This window comes from Arthrobacter sp. EM1, from assembly GCF_029964055.1.
In the GTDB taxonomy this organism is placed as follows: Bacteria; Actinomycetota; Actinomycetes; order Actinomycetales; family Micrococcaceae; genus Arthrobacter.
In genome coordinates, this window is the sequence record NZ_CP124836.1 from 3,259,954 (window position 1) to 3,276,406 (window position 16,453).

Sequence of the window (16,453 nt, forward strand, 5' to 3'; positions counted from 1 at the left end):
TCAGCCTCCCAGTCCGAGCAGGCGGACGGCGTTGTGCTTGAGGATCTTGGGCCGGACCTCGTCCTTGAGCGGCAGGTCCGCAAAGGCGCGCAGCCACTTCTGCGGGGTGATCAGCGGGAAGTCGGTGCCGAAAAGGACCTTGTCCTGCAGCACGGAGTTGGCCATCTTCACCAGCGATTCCGGGAAGTACTTCGGGGACCAGCCGGAGAGGTCGATGAAGACGTTGGACTTGTGCGTGGCGATGGAGTTCGCCTCGTCCTGCCACGGCACCGAGGGGTGGGCCATGATGATCTGCAGTTCCGGGAAGTCCGCCGCGACGGCGTCCAGCAGCAGCGGGTTGGAGTAGCCCAGCTTGATGCCGTAGCCGCCCGGGAGCCCGGCGCCCATGCCGTTTTGTCCGGTGTGGAAAATCGCCGGGAGGCCGAGTTCCTGCAGGGCGGCCCAGAGCGGGTAGAACTGTTCGTTGGAGGGGTCAAAACCCTGTAGGGACGGGTGGAACTTGAACCCGCGGGCACCCAGGTCGATGGCCTGGTGCTTGGCGCCCTGGATGGCCTCGGCGCCGGTCCGTGGGTCCACGCTGCCAAACGGGATCAGCACGTCGTTGTTCCGCGCGGCGCCGGCGACGAGGTCTTCGATGCTGTTCGGCTCGTGTTTGAGCTGGGTGCGGGCATCGACGGTGAACACGACGGCGGCCATGTTCAGTTCGCGGTAGACCTCGGCGATCCGGTCCAGCGACGGGGTGCGGTCCTCGGACTTGAAGTACTTGGCGGACGCTTCGCTGAGGGCCGACGGCAGGGATTCGTGGCCGTGGCCGTCCACCTCAAGGTGGACGTGCATGTCGATCGCGTCGAGCTTTGCCGCGTCGATGCTGAGTTCATAGCGCTGGGAGGCCATGTCAGCGGACCTCTGCCGGTTCGGGCTTGAGCTCTTCCGGAAGCGGCAGGAATTCCTCGCCGACGCTTTGCAGCTTGTCGCCGAAGAGCTTGCCAAAGTTTTCGATCAGGTCGGCATAGCCCCAGCCACCTTCGCGGTACTCGGTAACGGCAGCCCCCGGGTGGGTCCAGAGCTGCAGACGGTCCCCGCCGGCGCCGATCGCCTGGCCGGTGATGCCGGCAGCTGCGTCGGAGGCGAGGAAGGCAACGAGTCCGGCGACGTCGTCGGCGGTTCCGAACCCCAGATCGTGACGGAAGAAGGCCGGCATGGCCTCGCCGCGTTCGTCCGCTTCGACGGCCTTCTGGAAGTACGGGACGGTCTTGGTCATGGCGGTGGCGGCCACCGGGATGACGGCGTTGGCGGTGACGCCGGCCTTCTTCATTTCCAGCGCCCAGGTGCGGACCATGCCGACGATTCCGGCCTTGGCGGCGGCGTAGTTGGTCTGGCCGAAGTTGCCGCGCTGGCCGGTGGGCGATCCGATGGTGATGATGCGGCCGGCGATACCGTTTTCCTTGAAGTAGGCGAACGCTTCGCGGGCGCAGGTGAAGGTGCCCTTGAGGTGGACGTTAATGACGAGGTCAAAGTCCTCGTCCGTCATCTTCAGCAGGGACTTGTCCCGCAGAATGCCGGCGTTGGTGACCAGGATGTCGAGCCGGCCGAAAGCCTCCACCGCTTTCTGCACGAGCTGCCGGGCGGCTTCGGTGCTGCCCACCGGAGCGACGACGGCGACGACGCGGCCGCCGTCGGCCTCAATGGTCCGGACCGCTTCAGCGGCCACGTCGGCATCCACATCGTTGATCACGACGGCGGCGCCCTGGCGGGCGAGTTCCCGGGCGTACGCCAGACCCAGGCCGCGGCCGCTTCCGGTGACGATTGCTACTTTCCCTGACAGGCTCATGCTGCTCCTTTGCACTGCGCCTTGCGGCGGATATCCCAGGGAGCCTGCGTGTGATGCACATCTCCCTTGACTGCTTCAATTAGAAACTTAATCCTTGAGAATGTCAATGATTTATTTCTGCATCCAATCAGCTTCCCCACCCGCCGCATTCACCGCTCCCGGTGCACGCTTTTCGCAGGCGCGGTGCACGTGGGATCATTGAATAATTCAACGACCCGGCTGGCTACCCGCCCGAAAGGCACCATGACACAACAGGTACACCTCGCCGCCGAAAGCTCCGGCGAGGCTTCCACCCGGCTGGCGGAATCAAGCATCAGCACTGACATAGGCTTCCTGCTGGCCAAGCTGCACGCCGCCGGCAGCGTGCTCAACAACGCGGCCCTTGCAGAGTTCGGGCTGAAGGAGCGGTCCTACTCCGTGCTGGCGCTGGCCTGCGGCAATCTGGGACCCACCCAACGCGAACTGGCCGAGTTCCTCAGCCTGGATCCCAGCCAGATCGTGGCACTCATTGATGAGCTGGAACAGCGCGGCCTCGTGGAAAGAAAGCCGGGACCCTCAGACCGGCGGCAGAAACTGGTGTCCGCCACAAAAGCAGGCCGCACCCTCCACGCTGCCGCCCAGAAGGCAACCCAGGCCGCCGAGGCGCGACAGCTGGTCATGCTTACCGGCGAGGAGGTGGCGTCTCTGCGGTCCATTCTCCGCAAGGCCGTCTGGTCCGGGAGTCCCGCAGGCCGATAGTTCAAACCTTGCAAATATGATGTGACAAAGCCTGTAACATCCACCGCCGGGAACTAGCCAAGCGGAGCCGCATAATCCATGCTTGCACTATGACCTCACCGTCGAGCCAGTACCGGATCATCGCGGTCTGCACCGGGAACATCTGCCGGTCGCCGATGGCCGAACTGATGCTGGCGGAGGCCATCGCCGCGGATGGCCTGGCCGGCGCCGTCGTTGACTCGGCGGGGATCACGGCCTACGAAGTGGGCCGCCCGATTGATCCGCGGGCCGCCCGCAAACTCACCGCCAACGGCATTTCCTCGGAACGTCACGTGGCACGCGAATGGGACACCAGATGGTTCCACAACCGCGACCTCATCCTTGCCCTGGACGTGGACCATTTCGGCTGGTTGCAGCAGGCCGCACCGGACCGCGAATCCGGGTCCAAGATCCGGATTCTGCGCAGCTTCGATCCGGCCGTCGCGGGCAAGGATCCCCTCGACCAGGGCATCGACGACCCCTGGTACGGCGGCCACGCGGACTTCGACCTCACCTGGGACCTGATCCACGCTGCACTGCCCGGGATCGTGGCGCATGTCCGGACGGAGCTCGCCCGGCGTCAACGGCCGGGCGGGCAACAACCGGGCAGGGATCAACCCGGCAGTGATCAACCCAATGCAGGGCAGCGGGTACGCTCTAAATCATGAGTCCCGCACCCGTCATCATCGCCATCGACGGACGATCCGGCGCCGGCAAGACCACCTTGGCGATCGAGCTGGCGGCGACGCTCCGCGAACACCACAAGGTCTCCCTCTTCCATCTGGAAGACATCTATCCCGGCTGGAACGGGCTTGTGGCCGGCGTCGAGCGTTACGTCTCCACGGTCCTGGCCCCGCTGCACCGCAGCGAGCCCGCCGAATGGGTCAGTTGGGACTGGACAGCCCACTACGACGGCGCCACCCGCACCACCCAGCCCGCTGAAATCGTCCTGGTGGAAGGCGTGGGTGCTGCCGCCGCAGCCGCCCTCCCCTTCCTTGCCGCCGTGATCTGGGCCGATTCGCCCGAACAAGACCGGCGCAGCAGGGCCCTGGCCCGCGACGGTGAAACGTACGAACCGTTCTGGGACCAGTGGGCCGCCCAGGAGCAGGAGTGGCTGGCCGGGGATGACGTTCCGGCCCGCGCCGATGTCCGGGTGCTCAACCGTGCCGACGGCGCCGCCCCTGCGGAAGTGCTGCAGTCCCTCTTGTACCTGCCGGCCCTGGCTCCGGTGCTGCTGCCCGAACGCAGTGCACGCACCGGGCTGGAGCTGCAGGCCGAACGGATCGACGCCGTCCCGGACCCGGTCCTGGTGTTCGAAGCCCTCTTCGGCGGCTCGGCCAATGCCGTCTGGCTCGACTCATCGCTGACGCCCGTGGCGCCCGACGGCGGTGCGGCGGCGGAACGCAGCCGCTTCAGCATCCTGGCGGACGACGGCGGCCCTTACGGACAGTCGGTCCGGCACAACTCGGGGACAACTTGTGTGAGCGTCGGAAACGCCAGCGTCACGACCGAGGGGCCGTTCTTCCGCTGGCTCGACGGCGTCTGGGGCCAGCCCACACTCAGCGGCCCCGAGGACTATCCGTGCGGGTTCACTTTGGGCTGGCTCGGCTACCTCGGCTACGAACTCAAACGTGAGACCGGCGGCAGCGACGTATCGGCCGGGACCCCGGATGCCTGCCTGCTTTTCGCCGGTCGCGCAGTGGTCCTGGACCACGTGGAGCGCACGGTCTGGCTGCTGGCGCTGGGCGCCGCAGACGCCGGAGACTGGCTGGCTACTGCCCGCTCCGCCATCACCGAGGCAAGCAACCGAAAGCCGGCCGGCGCCGGCCACGTCCTCGAACCCCGCGCACCAGGCCACGGCGGCCCGGACTTTACGGCCCGGGACTCGGAAGCATCCTATAAGTTCAAAATCAGCCGGGCGCAGCACGAAATTACCGAAGGCAACAGCTACGAGGTCTGCCTGACCACTGCACTGACCGCCAATCTTCCCGCCGCGACCCTCGAGCCTTGGCAGGCGTACCTGATGCTGCGGCGGGGCAATCCCGCGCCGTTCGCCAGCTACCTGCGCTTCGGTGACCTCACTGTGGCGAGCACCTCGCCGGAGCGGTTCCTGCGGATCGCGCCTGACGGTGCCATGCGCGCCGAGCCGATCAAGGGCACCCGGCCCCGGGATGCGGATCCGGCACGGGACGCGTTGCTGCGGCACGAGCTCGAGTCCTCCCCGAAGGACCGCGCCGAGAACATCATGATCGTAGACCTGCTCCGCAACGACCTCAGCCACTTCGCCGTGCCGGGCTCCGTATCGGTCAGCAGGCTCTGCGCGATCGAAAGCTACGCCACAGTGCACCAGCTGGTCAGCACCATCGATGCCCGCCTCAAACCGGGGATGCCCCGGGCCGAGGCCGTTGCGGCGTGTTTCCCCGCCGGCTCCATGACGGGCGCCCCCAAGGTCAGCACCATGGCCATCCTCGACCGGCTTGAGGGAGCACCCCGCGGCGTGTACTCCGGCGCGATCGGCTATTTCTCGCTCAACGGCGCGACCGACCTGGCCGTCGCCATCCGGGCCCTCGTTCTCACTCAGCTGCCCGGCGGCCGCACCGGGCTCAGCCTCGGCGTCGGCGGTGCCATTACGGCAGACTCCTCACCCCAGGCGGAGTACGAAGAGATCCGGACCAAGGCCTTCGGCGTTCTCACTGCGCTGGGCGCGCAGTTCCCGGCCGGCTGACTCGTTCGCTGCGGCGCTACTGCAACGTGGCCGTCAGGCGGGCCACATTGTCCACATACTTAACCCCCACGGGCCGCCGCATCCAGTCCTCGAGCGTCAGTTCGCGCGAGAGCCCCCGGTAGGTGTCGGCCACGGCGCTGACGCGTCGCACCACGTCCGCGCCCAGGAGCATCACTGAAACCTCGAGGTTCAGCGAGAAGGAGCGCATGTCCATGTTGCTGGAGCCCAGCACGGCGACCTCGTTATCGATGGTGAAGTGCTTGGCGTGCAGCACAAACGGCGCCTTGTACAGGTAGATGCGCACCCCGGCTTCTAGGAGCGCCTCATAGTAGGACTGCTGGGCGTGGTGGACGAGGAACTGGTCGCCCTTTTCCGAGACGAACAGCTCGACCTCCACGCCGCGCTGGGCTGCCGTCGTCACGGCGTACAGCAGTGAATCGTCCGGGACGAAATAGGGGCTGCAGATCGAAATATTGTGCTGGGCCGAGTAAATCAATGTGTTGAAAAGCCGCAGGTTGTTTTCCGTGATGAAGCCGGGGCCGCTGGGAACCACCTGCGCCGTCACGTCGCCTGCGTGTGTTTCGGGCCGGTGCGCGAGCTGATCCTCGAGGGACTCGTCCGTTTCACTGAGCCAGTCCGTGGCGAAGACGACGTTGAGGGTGGTGACAATCGGCCCGCGCAGGCTCGCCATCAGTTCGACCCATTCGCGGCCGACTTTGCGGTGCCTGGGGTTGTTGTAGGAGGGCTCGATCAGGTTCTGCGACCCGGTGAAGGCAAGCTCGCCGTCGATCACCATGATCTTGCGGTGGTTGCGCAGGTCCGGCCGGCGCCATTGACCGTGCACAGGCCGCAGCGGCAACATCGGCCGCCAGCGGATTTTGCTGGCCTTGAGCCGGGCGATCAGCTTGCTGTAACCCTTGATGCGCAAGGTGCCGAGGTGGTCAAACAGGAGCCGGACTTCGACGCCGCGCTCGGCCGCCTCTTCCATCGCGGTCAGCAGATCGTCGGTGACGTGGTCGGAGCTCAGGATATAGAACTCGGCGTTGACAAATGACTCTGCTTGACGGACGGCCGCTGCCATCGCCTTGATCGAGTCCGGGTAGCCGGGCAGGAGCTCCACCTGGTTGCCGTCCACCATCGGCAGTGAACCGAGGGTTTGGTTCAGCTCCGCTGCGGAGGCCACCCATTCCGGGCCGCTGTACCGGCTTTCCTGCATCGCCAGATCGGAGGTGCCGGCCCGTACCCGGGTATTCACAGCGTCCTGCTGCGCACGGCGCCTGCGGGACAGCCTGAAGTTGCCAAAAAGCAGGAACAGGACCAGGCCCAATGCGGGGACAAAAAAGATGATCAGGAGCCAGGCCATGGCCGTGGTGGGGCGTCGGTTTCCGGGGATGATGCCCAGTGCCAGCACCCGGATCCCCAGGTCCACCACGGACAGGATCAGCAGCATCCAGGGCGGGAGTGTCTCCGCCAGCGAAAATGGCCACAGCACAGGCGAACCCCTCAAGTTCCAGACCCGCGGAACCTTTCCGGAACGGGCAACCGTCAAATCCTATCCCGTGGTCCGCGGCACTAAGCTGAAGTCATGAATTCTCCTGCCGGTGTTCCCGGCCCGGCCCCGGTGCTGGTCTTCCTGGATACCGCGTTCGACGGCGGCCGGGTGGCCGATGCCACGAAGCCGCAATTGATGGCGACGGACCAAGGGGCCACTCGCGGCGACGGTGTTTTCGAGTCGCTGCTGGCTGTTGGCGGGCAGCCCCGGAAGCTTCAGGCGCACCTGAATCGGCTGGCCGGTTCCGCCGGGTTGCTGGAGCTTGACCTCCCGGCGGAGGATCGCTGGCGCCGGGCGATCACGACGGCCATCAGCGAGTACCGGGGCCGGCACGTACCCGGCGCCGGAGACTCAGCGGACGACGAACTCGTTGTTAAACTGCTCGTGACCCGGGGCGTTGAAGGCGCCGCCGGGCCAACCTGCTGGGTCCAGGCCTCCGTCCCCGGCGCCATCGGCCGGCGCCAACGCGAGACCGGGATCGACGTCATCCTGCTGGACCGCGGCTATGACAGTGAAGTCGCTGAACGGGCGCCCTGGCTGCTCATGGGCGCCAAGACGCTCTCCTACGCCGTCAACATGGCCGCGCTGCGCTACGCGCATGCCCAGGGTGCCGACGACGTTATCTTCACCTCCGCGGACGGCAAGGTCCTGGAGGGCCCGACGTCGACTGTCCTGCTTGCCCATCTGGAAACCGTCGACGACGGTGCCGGCGGCGTGCGGACCCTCCGGCGGCTCATAACCCCGCAGCTCGACAGCGGGATCCTGCCCGGCACCTCGCAGGGTGCCCTGTTTACCGCGGCGAAGGCCGCCGGCTGGGAGCTGGGCTACGGACCGCTTGAGCCCCGCGACCTCTACGACGCCGACGCCGTGTGGCTCATCTCGAGCATCCGGCTGCTGGCGCCCGTCAACCACATCGACAGCAGGGAAATCGGCACCCCGGAACAGCGCAAGCAACTCACCGCGGAGCTCAACGCGCTGTACGCCACCATCGGGTAGGCACAGTGATCGGGGCAGCTTTCAGGCCCCGAGTTGCGCGCGTGGCCGCTGGGCGCCGGCGGTACCTGATCCCGTTCGGACGGGATTGTTCCGGCGGAGTACCCTCTCCCGGATTTCCTGGACCAGTGCGGCGATCCCGGCCAGGCTCATAAACAACGAATACAACGGCATCAGCGGCAGCGCCCATACATGCCGCAAGTCTTTCCACGCCCGGTTGGCGCCCAGCGCGCACACCGGCAGGACCAACGACACAAGCAGGCCCAACCAGGCCAGGACCACCCAGTCGACGCCGGCCGGCGGGCGGTAGCCGGCCGCAAGGAGGACGGCCACGCCGAGGAGCAACAGGATCTGAACCGCCGGAAGGACAACCATGGTAATGGCGTGGAACACCAGCTGCGTTCCGAACGGGCCGTACCGGAGATTGCCGATCAGATCTTTGTGCAAGGCCATGGTCTGCAACAGGCCGCGGTAGCTGCGGACCCGTCGGCGCCAGAGGCCGCCAACGGTCAAGGGAGACTCCGCCAGGACAACAGCCCTCGGGGCGAATACCACCCGGTAGCCTGCCTTGTGAACCCGCCAGGCCAGTTCCAGGTCTTCGCCCACCGTGTCCTGCCGGAACAGTCCCACGTGTTCGAGCACACTGCGCGGGAAGGCGCCGATGGCACCCACGTCGGTGGGTATACAGCCGAGTATCGCCAGGGCGCGCCGGACCAGGCCGCCGCCGATGTGGCCGGTGAAAGCCAGCACCCGGCCCTGGACCCCTTTGACCTTCACCGGCCGGCCATCACCACAGACCGCGCCGGTTCGCTCGTCGTCAAAGCCGCGGAGCATCATCTCGACGGTGTGCCGGGAAAGAATGACGTCCGCATCGATAAACATCAGGACCTCGCCGGCGGCGTTGCGGATCCCGAAGTTCAAGGCTGCCGCCTTGCCGGCGTTGGCCTGCGCCAGAACCTTAATCCGGGGATCCCTGGCAGCGAGAGCCGACATAATCGTGGCGGTGCAGTCCGTTGAACCGTCATCCACCAGGATCAGCTCGTACCGGTCGTAGCGGGTGCGCTGAATCGATCGGACGCAGTTCTCAATAGCGGCTGCCTCGTTGAATGCCGGGACAATTATCGACACACGGGGCCACGCATCGAACAACGTGGGGACTTCGCGGCGTCGGCGATGGGCGCTCCGAAGTTCGAACCAGACGGCAAGCGGCACAACGAGCAGTTTCACCAGCCCGAACACCAGGACCGGCAGCCCGAGGAGTACGAGCGGGAGCTGGGCCGCCGGGAGCGCTGCGGTGACGTTCATTTCAACCCATGGCATCGGCGAACGGCCCCATGCAGTGCCGGAAGGACGCCGGGTTGAAGGAGGGCAGGATAAAGGATGCCAGCACGGCATCGAGCAGCTCCGGCGCGAGTCCGCTGTTCGATCCGAAGCGGGCGTTCACCGTCAGGACCACGGGTGTCCCGTCGGCGCGTCGACGAACGTCCACCTCCACAGGCCCCGTGAGGCCCAGCGCGCGGACCGCAGCCATCGCCACGTTGCCCACGTCGATCGCTTCGCCCGCCTCGGCCCGGCGAGTGGTCACGGCGTTGCCAAGGATGCGGTCCGCCGGCCCAACCTTCGCCACAACAACCACAAACGGCGCGGCACCGTTGTGCGCCGGTGTGCCGAAAACCATGGGCCGGTACTCGTTTCCGGGGATGAATTCCTGGACGATGTGGCTGTCCGGCAGGCGCTGCCAGTCCATTTCCGTGCCGCCATCGACGACTGTCACGCCCCGGCCGCCTCGGGACGCCCGGGGTGTGACGACGACCGGTCCGCCCAGGGCGGCCATTGCAGCGTCCGCATCGGCGAAGTCGCTGGGCACACCGAACCGGGGCACGGGAACGCCCGCTGCATGTAGTTGCCAGGCCGTAAAGAGCTTGTCATGGGCCAGCGCCACCGGGCCCGGATCGCCGATCATCACACGCACGTCCGCTCCGAACGCCGCCCGGAACGCGGCGAGCTGCGGCAGTTCCTCGCTGACCGTGGGAATGACCAGATTGATGCCTTCCTGGCTAACCAGTCGCCGAAGTGTTGATACCCGTTCCGCGTCCGTCGCGTGCGGGACGGGGAGCACCGTGAATCCTGCCCCGTCCGGCAGCTCGCGGATATCCGTCCCGAAGACAGGAATGCCGCGCGCTTTCAGTTGGGCCGCGATGGCCTTGCCCGCAGGGCCGCAGGCGCCGGTGACCAATACGCGCGGCCTCACCGCTGTGCCGTCCTGGCAGCCCGGCCCCGGCCATCGCCGCGGGCATCCGGACCGGAGGGCCGGTTCGGAATCAACCCTTCCGTTACCTGGCGACCGGGCGTGCTGATAACAGCGGCGAAGGCCGTGCTCAGGAGAATAATGAGTAGAACATATATCGCGGCCATGGCAATCCCCTTCCCTTGTTAAAGGCCCGGCAGTCGACGGCGCCGCACCGGCCTAACTGGCTGGATCATCAGAGCCGGCCGCAAAACTGAGCGATCCTCGGATGGCGTTTTAGGGCCTGGTGACGTCCTTGCAGCTGGTCCTTCAGTAAAGTCGCGCCGACTACCAAAAGTCCCGAGTAGGAACTACCCGAAAGCCTCCCCGGTTCGAATTCGAGGCCCCGGGGGTTTGTACCTGTGTGCAATCCCCCGAGTACGTGGATGGGGACGCTGGCATGAACGCTGGCGAATGGCTTTTGAACAAACCTCCGTTTCCACCCCGCTCCTTAACATGACGGCCGCCGCCGTGCGGTCCGGCGTCGCAGGTGTTACGTTCTTTGGGAGTAATGAGAACCGGCGCCAAGCCCTGACTGGCCGGTCGGCAACCCTCCCTTTCGCGGCGGGGTGCCTCAGGTGAGTACTCGGCATATCGACCATTCGAGCTGCAAGCGTGAAAGAAGGAGATCCGTCATGCCTGACGCGTCCACCGCTGCTGTCCCCCGGACAGCAGCGAACAAAGCCCCGGCCCCGTCCCCCGCAGTCGCCGGTGCCGCCGAGCAGAAACTGCTGTACCGTCTGTTCACCGGAGCCGATGACCGCGCCTTCTGCGAGCGTGTATCGGCCGCCCTCACCGAGGGCTACGTTCTCCACGGCGGCCCGGCTGTCACGTTCAACGGCAGCAACGTCGTCGTGGCCCAGGCCCTTGTGCTGCCGGCGGCGATCGCCAACGCCGATGCGGCCGTCGCCAGCGCCGTGGACCATCTCGACTTCGACGGCGGGGGCCACGCGTGAGCTACGCCGGGGACCTCAGCCCGCAGGAGGCCTGGTCCAAGCTCGGGGACGGCGCCATCCTGGTGGACGTCCGCACCGAGGGTGAATGGGCCAGCGCCGGAATTCCGGACACCAAGGCGACGGAGAATGATCCGCTCTTCATCCAGTGGAGCCTCGCCGGCGGTATCCCCAATTCACAGTTTTTGGCGCAACTGAGACAACAGGCCCCCGAAGCCGGCGGCACCGAATTGTTGTTCCTTTGCCGCTCGGGCGCGCGCTCCGTCGCGGCCGCAATCGTGGCCACCGAGGCCGGTTTTACGTCCTTTAACATCCTTGAGGGCTTTGAGGGCGAACCGGACGGCGAGGGCCAACGCACTGTCAACGGCTGGAAAAACCGCGGCCTCCCCACCAACCTCGGAAGACACTAAGTGACATTCAACCCTGCTGCCGCCGGCTGGAGCGCCGACACCCAGGCCGTCCGCGGCGGACTCGACCGCACCGGATTTCAGGAGACGTCAGAACCGATCTTCCTGAACTCCGGCTTCGTCTACGAATCGGCGGCCGCCGCGGAACGCGCCTTCGCCGGCCACGACGAGCGTTTCGTCTACTCCCGCTACGGCAATCCCTCTGTGGCGACGTTCCAGGAGCGGCTCCGGCTGCTCGAAGGCACCGAGGCCTGCTTTGCCACGGCGTCGGGCATGTCCGCTGTCTTTACTGCCCTGGGTGCCCTGTTGGCCGCCGGCGACAGGGTGGTGGCGGCCCGATCGCTGTTCGGCTCATGCTTCGTGATCCTGAACGAGATCCTGCCCCGCTGGGGCGTCGAGACGGTCTTCGTTGACGGCCCGGACCTGGTGCAGTGGCGCGAGGCGCTCGCCAAACCCACCACTGCTGTCTTCTTCGAGTCGCCCTCGAACCCAATGCAGGAAATCGTGGATATCGCGGCCGTGAGCGAACTGGCGCACGCGGCCGGGGCGACGGTCGTCGTCGATAATGTCTTTGCCACTCCCCTGCTGCAGCGCTGCGGGGAGCTCGGCGCGGACGTGATCGTCTACTCCGGCACCAAGCACATCGACGGCCAGGGCCGCGTCCTTGGCGGCGCGATCCTGGGCACCAAGGATTTCATCGAGGGCCCGGTCAAGCAGCTGATGCGCCATACCGGCCCGGCGCTCTCGGCCTTCAACGCATGGGTGCTGACCAAGGGCCTGGAGACGATGGCCCTGCGGGTGAACCACTCCTGTGCCTCCGCGCTGCGGCTGGCCGAGTGGCTTGAGGAGCAACCCGCGGTCAGCTGGGTCAAGTACCCGCTGCTGCAGTCCCACCCGCAGCATCAGCTGGCCGCCCGGCAGATGAAAGCCGGCGGCACCGTGCTGACCTTCGAGCTCGCCGCGTCCGCCGGGCATTCGGCGAAGGAGGCTGCGTTCGCGCTGCTGGACGGGTTGCGGATCATCGATATCTCCAACAACCTCGGCGATTCGAAGTCGCTGATCACCCATCCCGCCACCACGACGCACCGCGCTATGGGGCCGGAGGGCCGTGCGTCGATCGGGCTCAGTGACGGCGTGGTGCGCCTCTCGGTGGGACTCGAGGATATTGCGGACCTGATCCGCGACCTCGGGCAGGCGCTCAAATCTTGCTAGCGCCGTTTGCGGTGCTTGAGTTGGCAGATAGCGGCGATGCCTTGGCGGAGAACTGCCGTGAACTGCACACTCAGCGCCGCCGGACCGGGCCCAGCGTTGTGCTCCCGTCGGCGGGTTCCCCGGTGTCCGGTCCCGGCACGGTCGCCGCGACGGCGCGTTCAACGACGGCGGACAGGCCGCCGGCGTCGAACGGTTCCCTTTGCAGCTGCGACCCGGTGCCCTCGGCGAGCATCCGGCTAACACCATGGCGCACCAAGTCCAGCTCGCCCTGATCCACCAGCACGGGCGCTACGAAGTCCACCAGGGCATGGACCACTTCGGCAGCCGGGGCTGGGACGAAGGTCCCGAAGTCCAGCAGCTGCCCGCGCAGTCCGCAGTTGCTGGCCTGCCAGGCGGCCATCCGCAGCAGCAGCGTCGGCACCGGGGCGGGATCAACTCCGTCGTGCCATTCCCGGGACGCGGACTCCACAAGCGCACGCACCAGCACGGCGATCAGCGCGGCGTCCTCGGCCCGCAGGCAAACGTCTGCGACCCGGACCTCCAATGTGGGATAGTGCCGGCACAGCCTCGAGTCGAAGTAGACCATTCCTTCATCCATCAGGACGCCGCTTTCCACCAGACGGTTTACGACGCGGCGGTAGACCGGAAGGCTGCCGAAGATCATGGTGGGGCCCGATCCCGGCCAGCGGTTCCAAGCCTGGGTGCGGTAGCTTTCGAATCCTGTCTCAGCACCGTTCCAGTAGGGCGAATTTGCGCTCAGGGCAATCAGCACAGCAAGTTTGTCGCGGATCCGGTCCATCACTGCCACACCCTCTTCCGGAGACTCCACAAGGGTGTGGACGTGCAGGCCGCAGGTGAGCTGGTTCCGGACGGTGCGCCCAAAACGCTGCTGCATGGTCAGGTACCGCTGCTTCGGCGTCAGGTGGGTTGCCGAGCCGAGCGGCGACGTGCCGAGGGCGGCGATCCGGCCGCCATGCACCCTGGCGGCGCGGTCCGCGAGGGCACGGCCCTGCCTGAGCTGCCGGAGCAACTCGGCGTACTCCAGGCACGGCCGGGTCCGGGATTCAAGCTGTTCCAGCTTGAGCTCATAGCTGAAGTTCGGTTCCTCATAGACCGGCGGCTGCGCGGAACCGGCCCGGCCGGAGGCCCGCTTCGGGGGTTCCAGCCGGGGCAAAATGGCGTCGGCGAGGGGAAGCGGCATCCCGGTTTCGGGGTCCACGATGAGCAGTTCCTCCTCCACACCGAAGGTGCGCATGATTCCATTGTGCGCCAGGTCTCCGTGAAGCGCGCCGCCTCGCTACGGGGTCGCTCAGTCCTGGAAGTACTCGATTTTTGCGCCGAGGGTGTTGAGCCGCTCGGCCAAGTCCTCGTAGCCTCGTTCGATCACATAGATATTGCGCAGTTCCGATACGCCGCGGGCGGCGAGCATCGCCAACAGCAGGCAGGCAGCGGGTCGGAGGGCCGGCGGGCAGCCCACCTCTGCCGCACGCCATTTGGTGGGGCCGTTGACGTAGATCCGGTGCGGGTCCAGCAGCTGCACCTGCGCGCCGAGTTTGTTCAGCTCCGTCAGGTAGATCGCCCGGTTGTCATAAACCCAGTCGTGGATCATCGTCTGGCCCTGGGCATTCGCGGCGATGACCGCGAAGAAGGGCAGGTTGTCGATGTTCAGCCCGGGGAACGGCATGGGGTGGATCTTGTCCTCGGGTGCCCGCAGTACCGAGGGCCGGGTGGTGACATCCACCAGCCGGGTGCGCGCGTTGCGGGCCAGATACTCCCCGGACACTTCCAGCTGCTGACCCATCTGTTCCAGCGTCGCGAGCTCGATTTCCATAAATTCGATCGGGACGCGCCGGACGGTCACTTCCGAGTTTGTGACGATGCCGGCGGTGATCAGGCTCATCGCCTCGATCGGATCTTCGGACGGGAAATATTCAACATCGACGTCGACGGAGGGGCGGCCGGTGATCTTCAGCGTGGTGGTTCCTACGCCGTCGATCCGGACCCCGAGCATCTCCAGGTAGAAGCAAAGGTCCTGCACCATGTAGTTGGGGCTGGCGTTGCGGATGACTGTGGTCCCGCCGCGGTGGGCGGCTGCCATGATGGCGTTTTCGGTAACGGTGTCGCCGCGTTCGCTGAGCACAAAGGACCGGTCCGCCGCGTCCGCGGGCGGCGCCTGCACGGCGTAGTAGCCGGACTTGGCGTCCACGCTGAGGCCGAACTGGCGCAGCGCCTGCATGTGCGGCTGCACCGTGCGGGTGCCAAGGTCGCAGCCGCCGGCATAGGGCAGCCGGTATTCGGCGGATTCGTCCAGGAGCGGGCCCAGCAACATAATGACGCTGCGGGTCCGGCGGGCCGCCTCGATGTCCATCGCGTCAAGGTCCAGGGCCGCGGGGCGCCGGATCTGAAGATCACTGGCGTTGAGCCAAACGCATTCGACGCCGATACTCGTCAGCACCTCGACGATCCTGTTCACTTCTTCGATGCGTGCGAGCCGGCGCAGGGTGGTGGTGCCGCGGTTGATCAGGCTGGCGCACAGCAGGGCGACACCTGCGTTTTTGCTGCTGTTGACGTCCACCGAACCGGACAGGGTCCGGCCGCCTTCCACCCGCAGATGCGTCATGGCGGGCCGCCCCACCTTAACGATGCTCCGGTCAAAAATAACCTCAAGACGCTGGATCATTTTCAGGCTCAGATTCTGCTTGCCTTGTTCCATTCGGGCGATGGCGCTCTGGCTGGTTCCCAGCTCGGCGGCCAGCTGGCCCTGGGTCCAGCCTTTTTGCCCGCGGGCATCGCGGAGTAACGCACCAACGTGTTCAGCAGTCTGTTGAGTCATCCCGCAAAAATATCATGGGTGACGTATTCCTCCGGTCATTTCAGATAAGACGCCGGAAAAATCGCTGCGATACCCGTTCCGTGCGATAATTATCGCTATTGCCGGGCAAGGAAGACCATGTTCCAGGTGCCTGCCGCCAACGACGCCGCGACGGCGGAACCGGCGATCAGGAGTCCGCCGAGAACCACCCAGACGTCCAGGGCGCTGAAGGTGGATTTCCGTGCCCAGGTCCGCGGCGCATCGCCGAAGCCGCGGGCCTCCATAGTGACAGCGAGGCGGGAGGCGCGCCGGACGGCCTGCACCAGCAGCCCGAAGCTCTGCCCCAAGGTGGCGCGGAGCCGCTGCAGGGGGTTCCCGTGGGAACCCACACCGCGGGCACGGCGGGCCATCCCAATGGTGTGCCACTCTTCGGCCATCAATCCCACAAGACGCATCGCGGCAAGCGTTCCGAGGACAAAGCGGTGCGGGAGTTTCGCGTTCTGCGCGAGGGCGTCCGCCAGGTCCGTGGGATCCGTACAACTCATCAGCAGCACCGCCGGCAGCGCGATGGCCAGCCCGCGGACCATAAAGCCGACCCCTAGCTCCAGGGAACCGTCGCTGATGGACCAAATCCTGGCATCAAGCAGAATACGGCCGCTGTCCGGCGCCAGGATGGTGGTACTCCAGCCGCCTAGCGCCGCGGCCAGGATCAAGGGCCAGCCACGGAGCCAGAGTAACCCGGGTCGCAGCCCGGCCAGCGGAAGAAGTGCCAGAACCAGGGCCAATGCCACCGAGGCCGACACCCAGTCGATCGACAGCGCCAGGGCAAGGGTAATGAACACAACGGCGGCGAACTTCGAGAGCGGGTTGGCCCGGGTCAGCAGGGCATGATTGCCGCGCAGCGTCAGTTCCTGTCTCATGGTGT

The 16,453-nt window shown here is 66.2% G+C and carries 15 protein-coding genes and 1 riboswitch; of the genes, 7 read left to right on the plus strand and 8 right to left on the minus strand.

Going from position 1 to position 16,453, the window contains the following annotated elements; genetic code table 11:
- Positions 1-894: an amidohydrolase family protein gene (locus tag QI450_RS15110; RefSeq protein ID WP_226775237.1), complete on the minus strand. Its 894-nt coding sequence runs from the start codon at positions 892-894 to the stop codon at positions 1-3.
- A 1-nt stretch (position 895) separates the two neighbouring features.
- Positions 896-1,831, minus strand: a complete 936-nt coding sequence (locus tag QI450_RS15115; protein ID WP_226775236.1) for an SDR family NAD(P)-dependent oxidoreductase — start codon at positions 1,829-1,831, stop codon at positions 896-898.
- 243 nt (positions 1,832-2,074) lie between these two features.
- Between QI450_RS15115 and QI450_RS15120 the strand changes: the two genes are divergently transcribed.
- The 3 genes from QI450_RS15120 (at position 2,075) to pabB (ending at position 5,312) form a co-directional block, all read left to right on the plus strand.
- Entirely contained in the window at positions 2,075-2,569 is a 495-nt protein-coding gene (locus QI450_RS15120; protein ID WP_226775235.1) for a MarR family transcriptional regulator, read from the plus strand.
- Between the two features lie 89 nt (positions 2,570-2,658).
- On the plus strand, positions 2,659-3,255 hold the full coding sequence (locus QI450_RS15125) for a low molecular weight protein-tyrosine-phosphatase (protein ID WP_226775234.1): 597 nt from the start codon (positions 2,659-2,661) through the stop codon (positions 3,253-3,255).
- On the plus strand, positions 3,252-5,312 hold the full coding sequence (pabB, locus tag QI450_RS15130) for an aminodeoxychorismate synthase component I (protein WP_282468042.1): 2,061 nt from the start codon (positions 3,252-3,254) through the stop codon (positions 5,310-5,312). The genes QI450_RS15125 and pabB overlap by 4 nt, the downstream gene beginning before the upstream one ends.
- A 16-nt stretch (positions 5,313-5,328) precedes the next feature.
- Here pabB and cls read toward each other — a convergent pair whose 3' ends face one another.
- A complete protein-coding gene (gene cls / locus QI450_RS15135) occupies positions 5,329-6,762 on the minus strand; it encodes a cardiolipin synthase (RefSeq protein WP_226775497.1) in 1,434 nt (477 codons plus the stop codon).
- Between the two features lie 135 nt (positions 6,763-6,897).
- On the opposite strand from cls, the gene QI450_RS15140 reads away from it, so the two are divergent.
- Complete coding sequence (locus QI450_RS15140; protein ID WP_226775232.1) at positions 6,898-7,860, plus strand: aminodeoxychorismate lyase; 963 nt, start codon at positions 6,898-6,900, stop codon at positions 7,858-7,860.
- Positions 7,861-7,881: 21 nt separating this feature from the next.
- Here QI450_RS15140 and QI450_RS15145 read toward each other — a convergent pair whose 3' ends face one another.
- The gene (locus QI450_RS15145; protein WP_226775231.1) at positions 7,882-9,162 is read right to left on the minus strand and encodes a glycosyltransferase family 2 protein; all 1,281 of its coding nucleotides are present in this window, start codon (positions 9,160-9,162) and stop codon (positions 7,882-7,884) included.
- 1 nt (position 9,163) lies between these two features.
- Positions 9,164-10,108 (minus strand): ATP-grasp domain-containing protein, encoded by a 945-nt coding sequence (locus tag QI450_RS15150; protein ID WP_226775230.1) that lies wholly within the window; start codon positions 10,106-10,108, stop codon positions 9,164-9,166.
- A gap of 543 nt (positions 10,109-10,651) precedes the next feature.
- Positions 10,652-10,766, plus strand: a riboswitch (SAM riboswitch).
- 13 nt (positions 10,767-10,779) lie between these two features.
- On the opposite strand from QI450_RS15150, the gene QI450_RS15155 reads away from it, so the two are divergent.
- The 3 genes from QI450_RS15155 to QI450_RS15165 are packed head-to-tail and all read left to right on the plus strand — an operon-like array spanning position 10,780 to position 12,716.
- On the plus strand, positions 10,780-11,100 hold the full coding sequence (locus QI450_RS15155; RefSeq protein WP_226775229.1) for a DUF1737 domain-containing protein: 321 nt from the start codon (positions 10,780-10,782) through the stop codon (positions 11,098-11,100).
- On the plus strand, positions 11,097-11,507 hold the full coding sequence (locus QI450_RS15160) for a rhodanese-like domain-containing protein (protein ID WP_226775228.1): 411 nt from the start codon (positions 11,097-11,099) through the stop codon (positions 11,505-11,507). Before QI450_RS15155 ends, QI450_RS15160 begins: the two co-directional genes overlap by 4 nt.
- Positions 11,508-12,716, plus strand: coding sequence for an O-succinylhomoserine sulfhydrylase (locus QI450_RS15165; RefSeq protein WP_226775227.1), 1,209 nt, complete (start codon positions 11,508-11,510; stop codon positions 12,714-12,716).
- A 70-nt stretch (positions 12,717-12,786) separates the two neighbouring features.
- On the opposite strand, the gene QI450_RS15170 is transcribed toward QI450_RS15165, so the two are convergent.
- The 3 genes from QI450_RS15170 to QI450_RS15180 form a co-directional block, all read right to left on the minus strand.
- Positions 12,787-13,971 (minus strand): glutamate--cysteine ligase, encoded by a 1,185-nt coding sequence (locus QI450_RS15170; RefSeq protein WP_282358994.1) that lies wholly within the window; start codon positions 13,969-13,971, stop codon positions 12,787-12,789.
- 54 nt (positions 13,972-14,025) lie between these two features.
- Positions 14,026-15,549, minus strand: coding sequence for a UDP-N-acetylglucosamine 1-carboxyvinyltransferase (locus QI450_RS15175; protein WP_226775225.1), 1,524 nt, complete (start codon positions 15,547-15,549; stop codon positions 14,026-14,028).
- Between the two features lie 95 nt (positions 15,550-15,644).
- A complete protein-coding gene (locus QI450_RS15180; protein WP_226775224.1) occupies positions 15,645-16,448 on the minus strand; it encodes an energy-coupling factor transporter transmembrane component T in 804 nt (267 codons plus the stop codon).
- Positions 16,449-16,453: the final 5 nt, after the last annotated feature.

Coding starts and splice junctions, on each gene's coding strand:
- QI450_RS15110 (WP_226775237.1), bottom strand. CDS start 894: ATGGCCTCCCAGCGCTATGAACTCAGCATCGACGCGGCAAAGCTCGAC.
- QI450_RS15115 (WP_226775236.1), bottom strand. CDS start 1,831: ATGAGCCTGTCAGGGAAAGTAGCAATCGTCACCGGAAGCGGCCGCGGC.
- QI450_RS15120 (WP_226775235.1), top strand. CDS start 2,075: ATGACACAACAGGTACACCTCGCCGCCGAAAGCTCCGGCGAGGCTTCC.
- QI450_RS15125 (WP_226775234.1), top strand. CDS start 2,659: ATGACCTCACCGTCGAGCCAGTACCGGATCATCGCGGTCTGCACCGGG.
- pabB (WP_282468042.1), top strand. CDS start 3,252: ATGAGTCCCGCACCCGTCATCATCGCCATCGACGGACGATCCGGCGCC.
- cls (WP_226775497.1), bottom strand. CDS start 6,762: ATGCTGCTGATCCTGTCCGTGGTGGACCTGGGGATCCGGGTGCTGGCA.
- QI450_RS15140 (WP_226775232.1), top strand. CDS start 6,898: ATGAATTCTCCTGCCGGTGTTCCCGGCCCGGCCCCGGTGCTGGTCTTC.
- QI450_RS15145 (WP_226775231.1), bottom strand. CDS start 9,162: ATGAACGTCACCGCAGCGCTCCCGGCGGCCCAGCTCCCGCTCGTACTC.
- QI450_RS15155 (WP_226775229.1), top strand. CDS start 10,780: ATGCCTGACGCGTCCACCGCTGCTGTCCCCCGGACAGCAGCGAACAAA.
- QI450_RS15170 (WP_282358994.1), bottom strand. CDS start 13,971: ATGCGCACCTTCGGTGTGGAGGAGGAACTGCTCATCGTGGACCCCGAA.
- QI450_RS15175 (WP_226775225.1), bottom strand. CDS start 15,549: ATGACTCAACAGACTGCTGAACACGTTGGTGCGTTACTCCGCGATGCC.
- QI450_RS15180 (WP_226775224.1), bottom strand. CDS start 16,448: ATGAGACAGGAACTGACGCTGCGCGGCAATCATGCCCTGCTGACCCGG.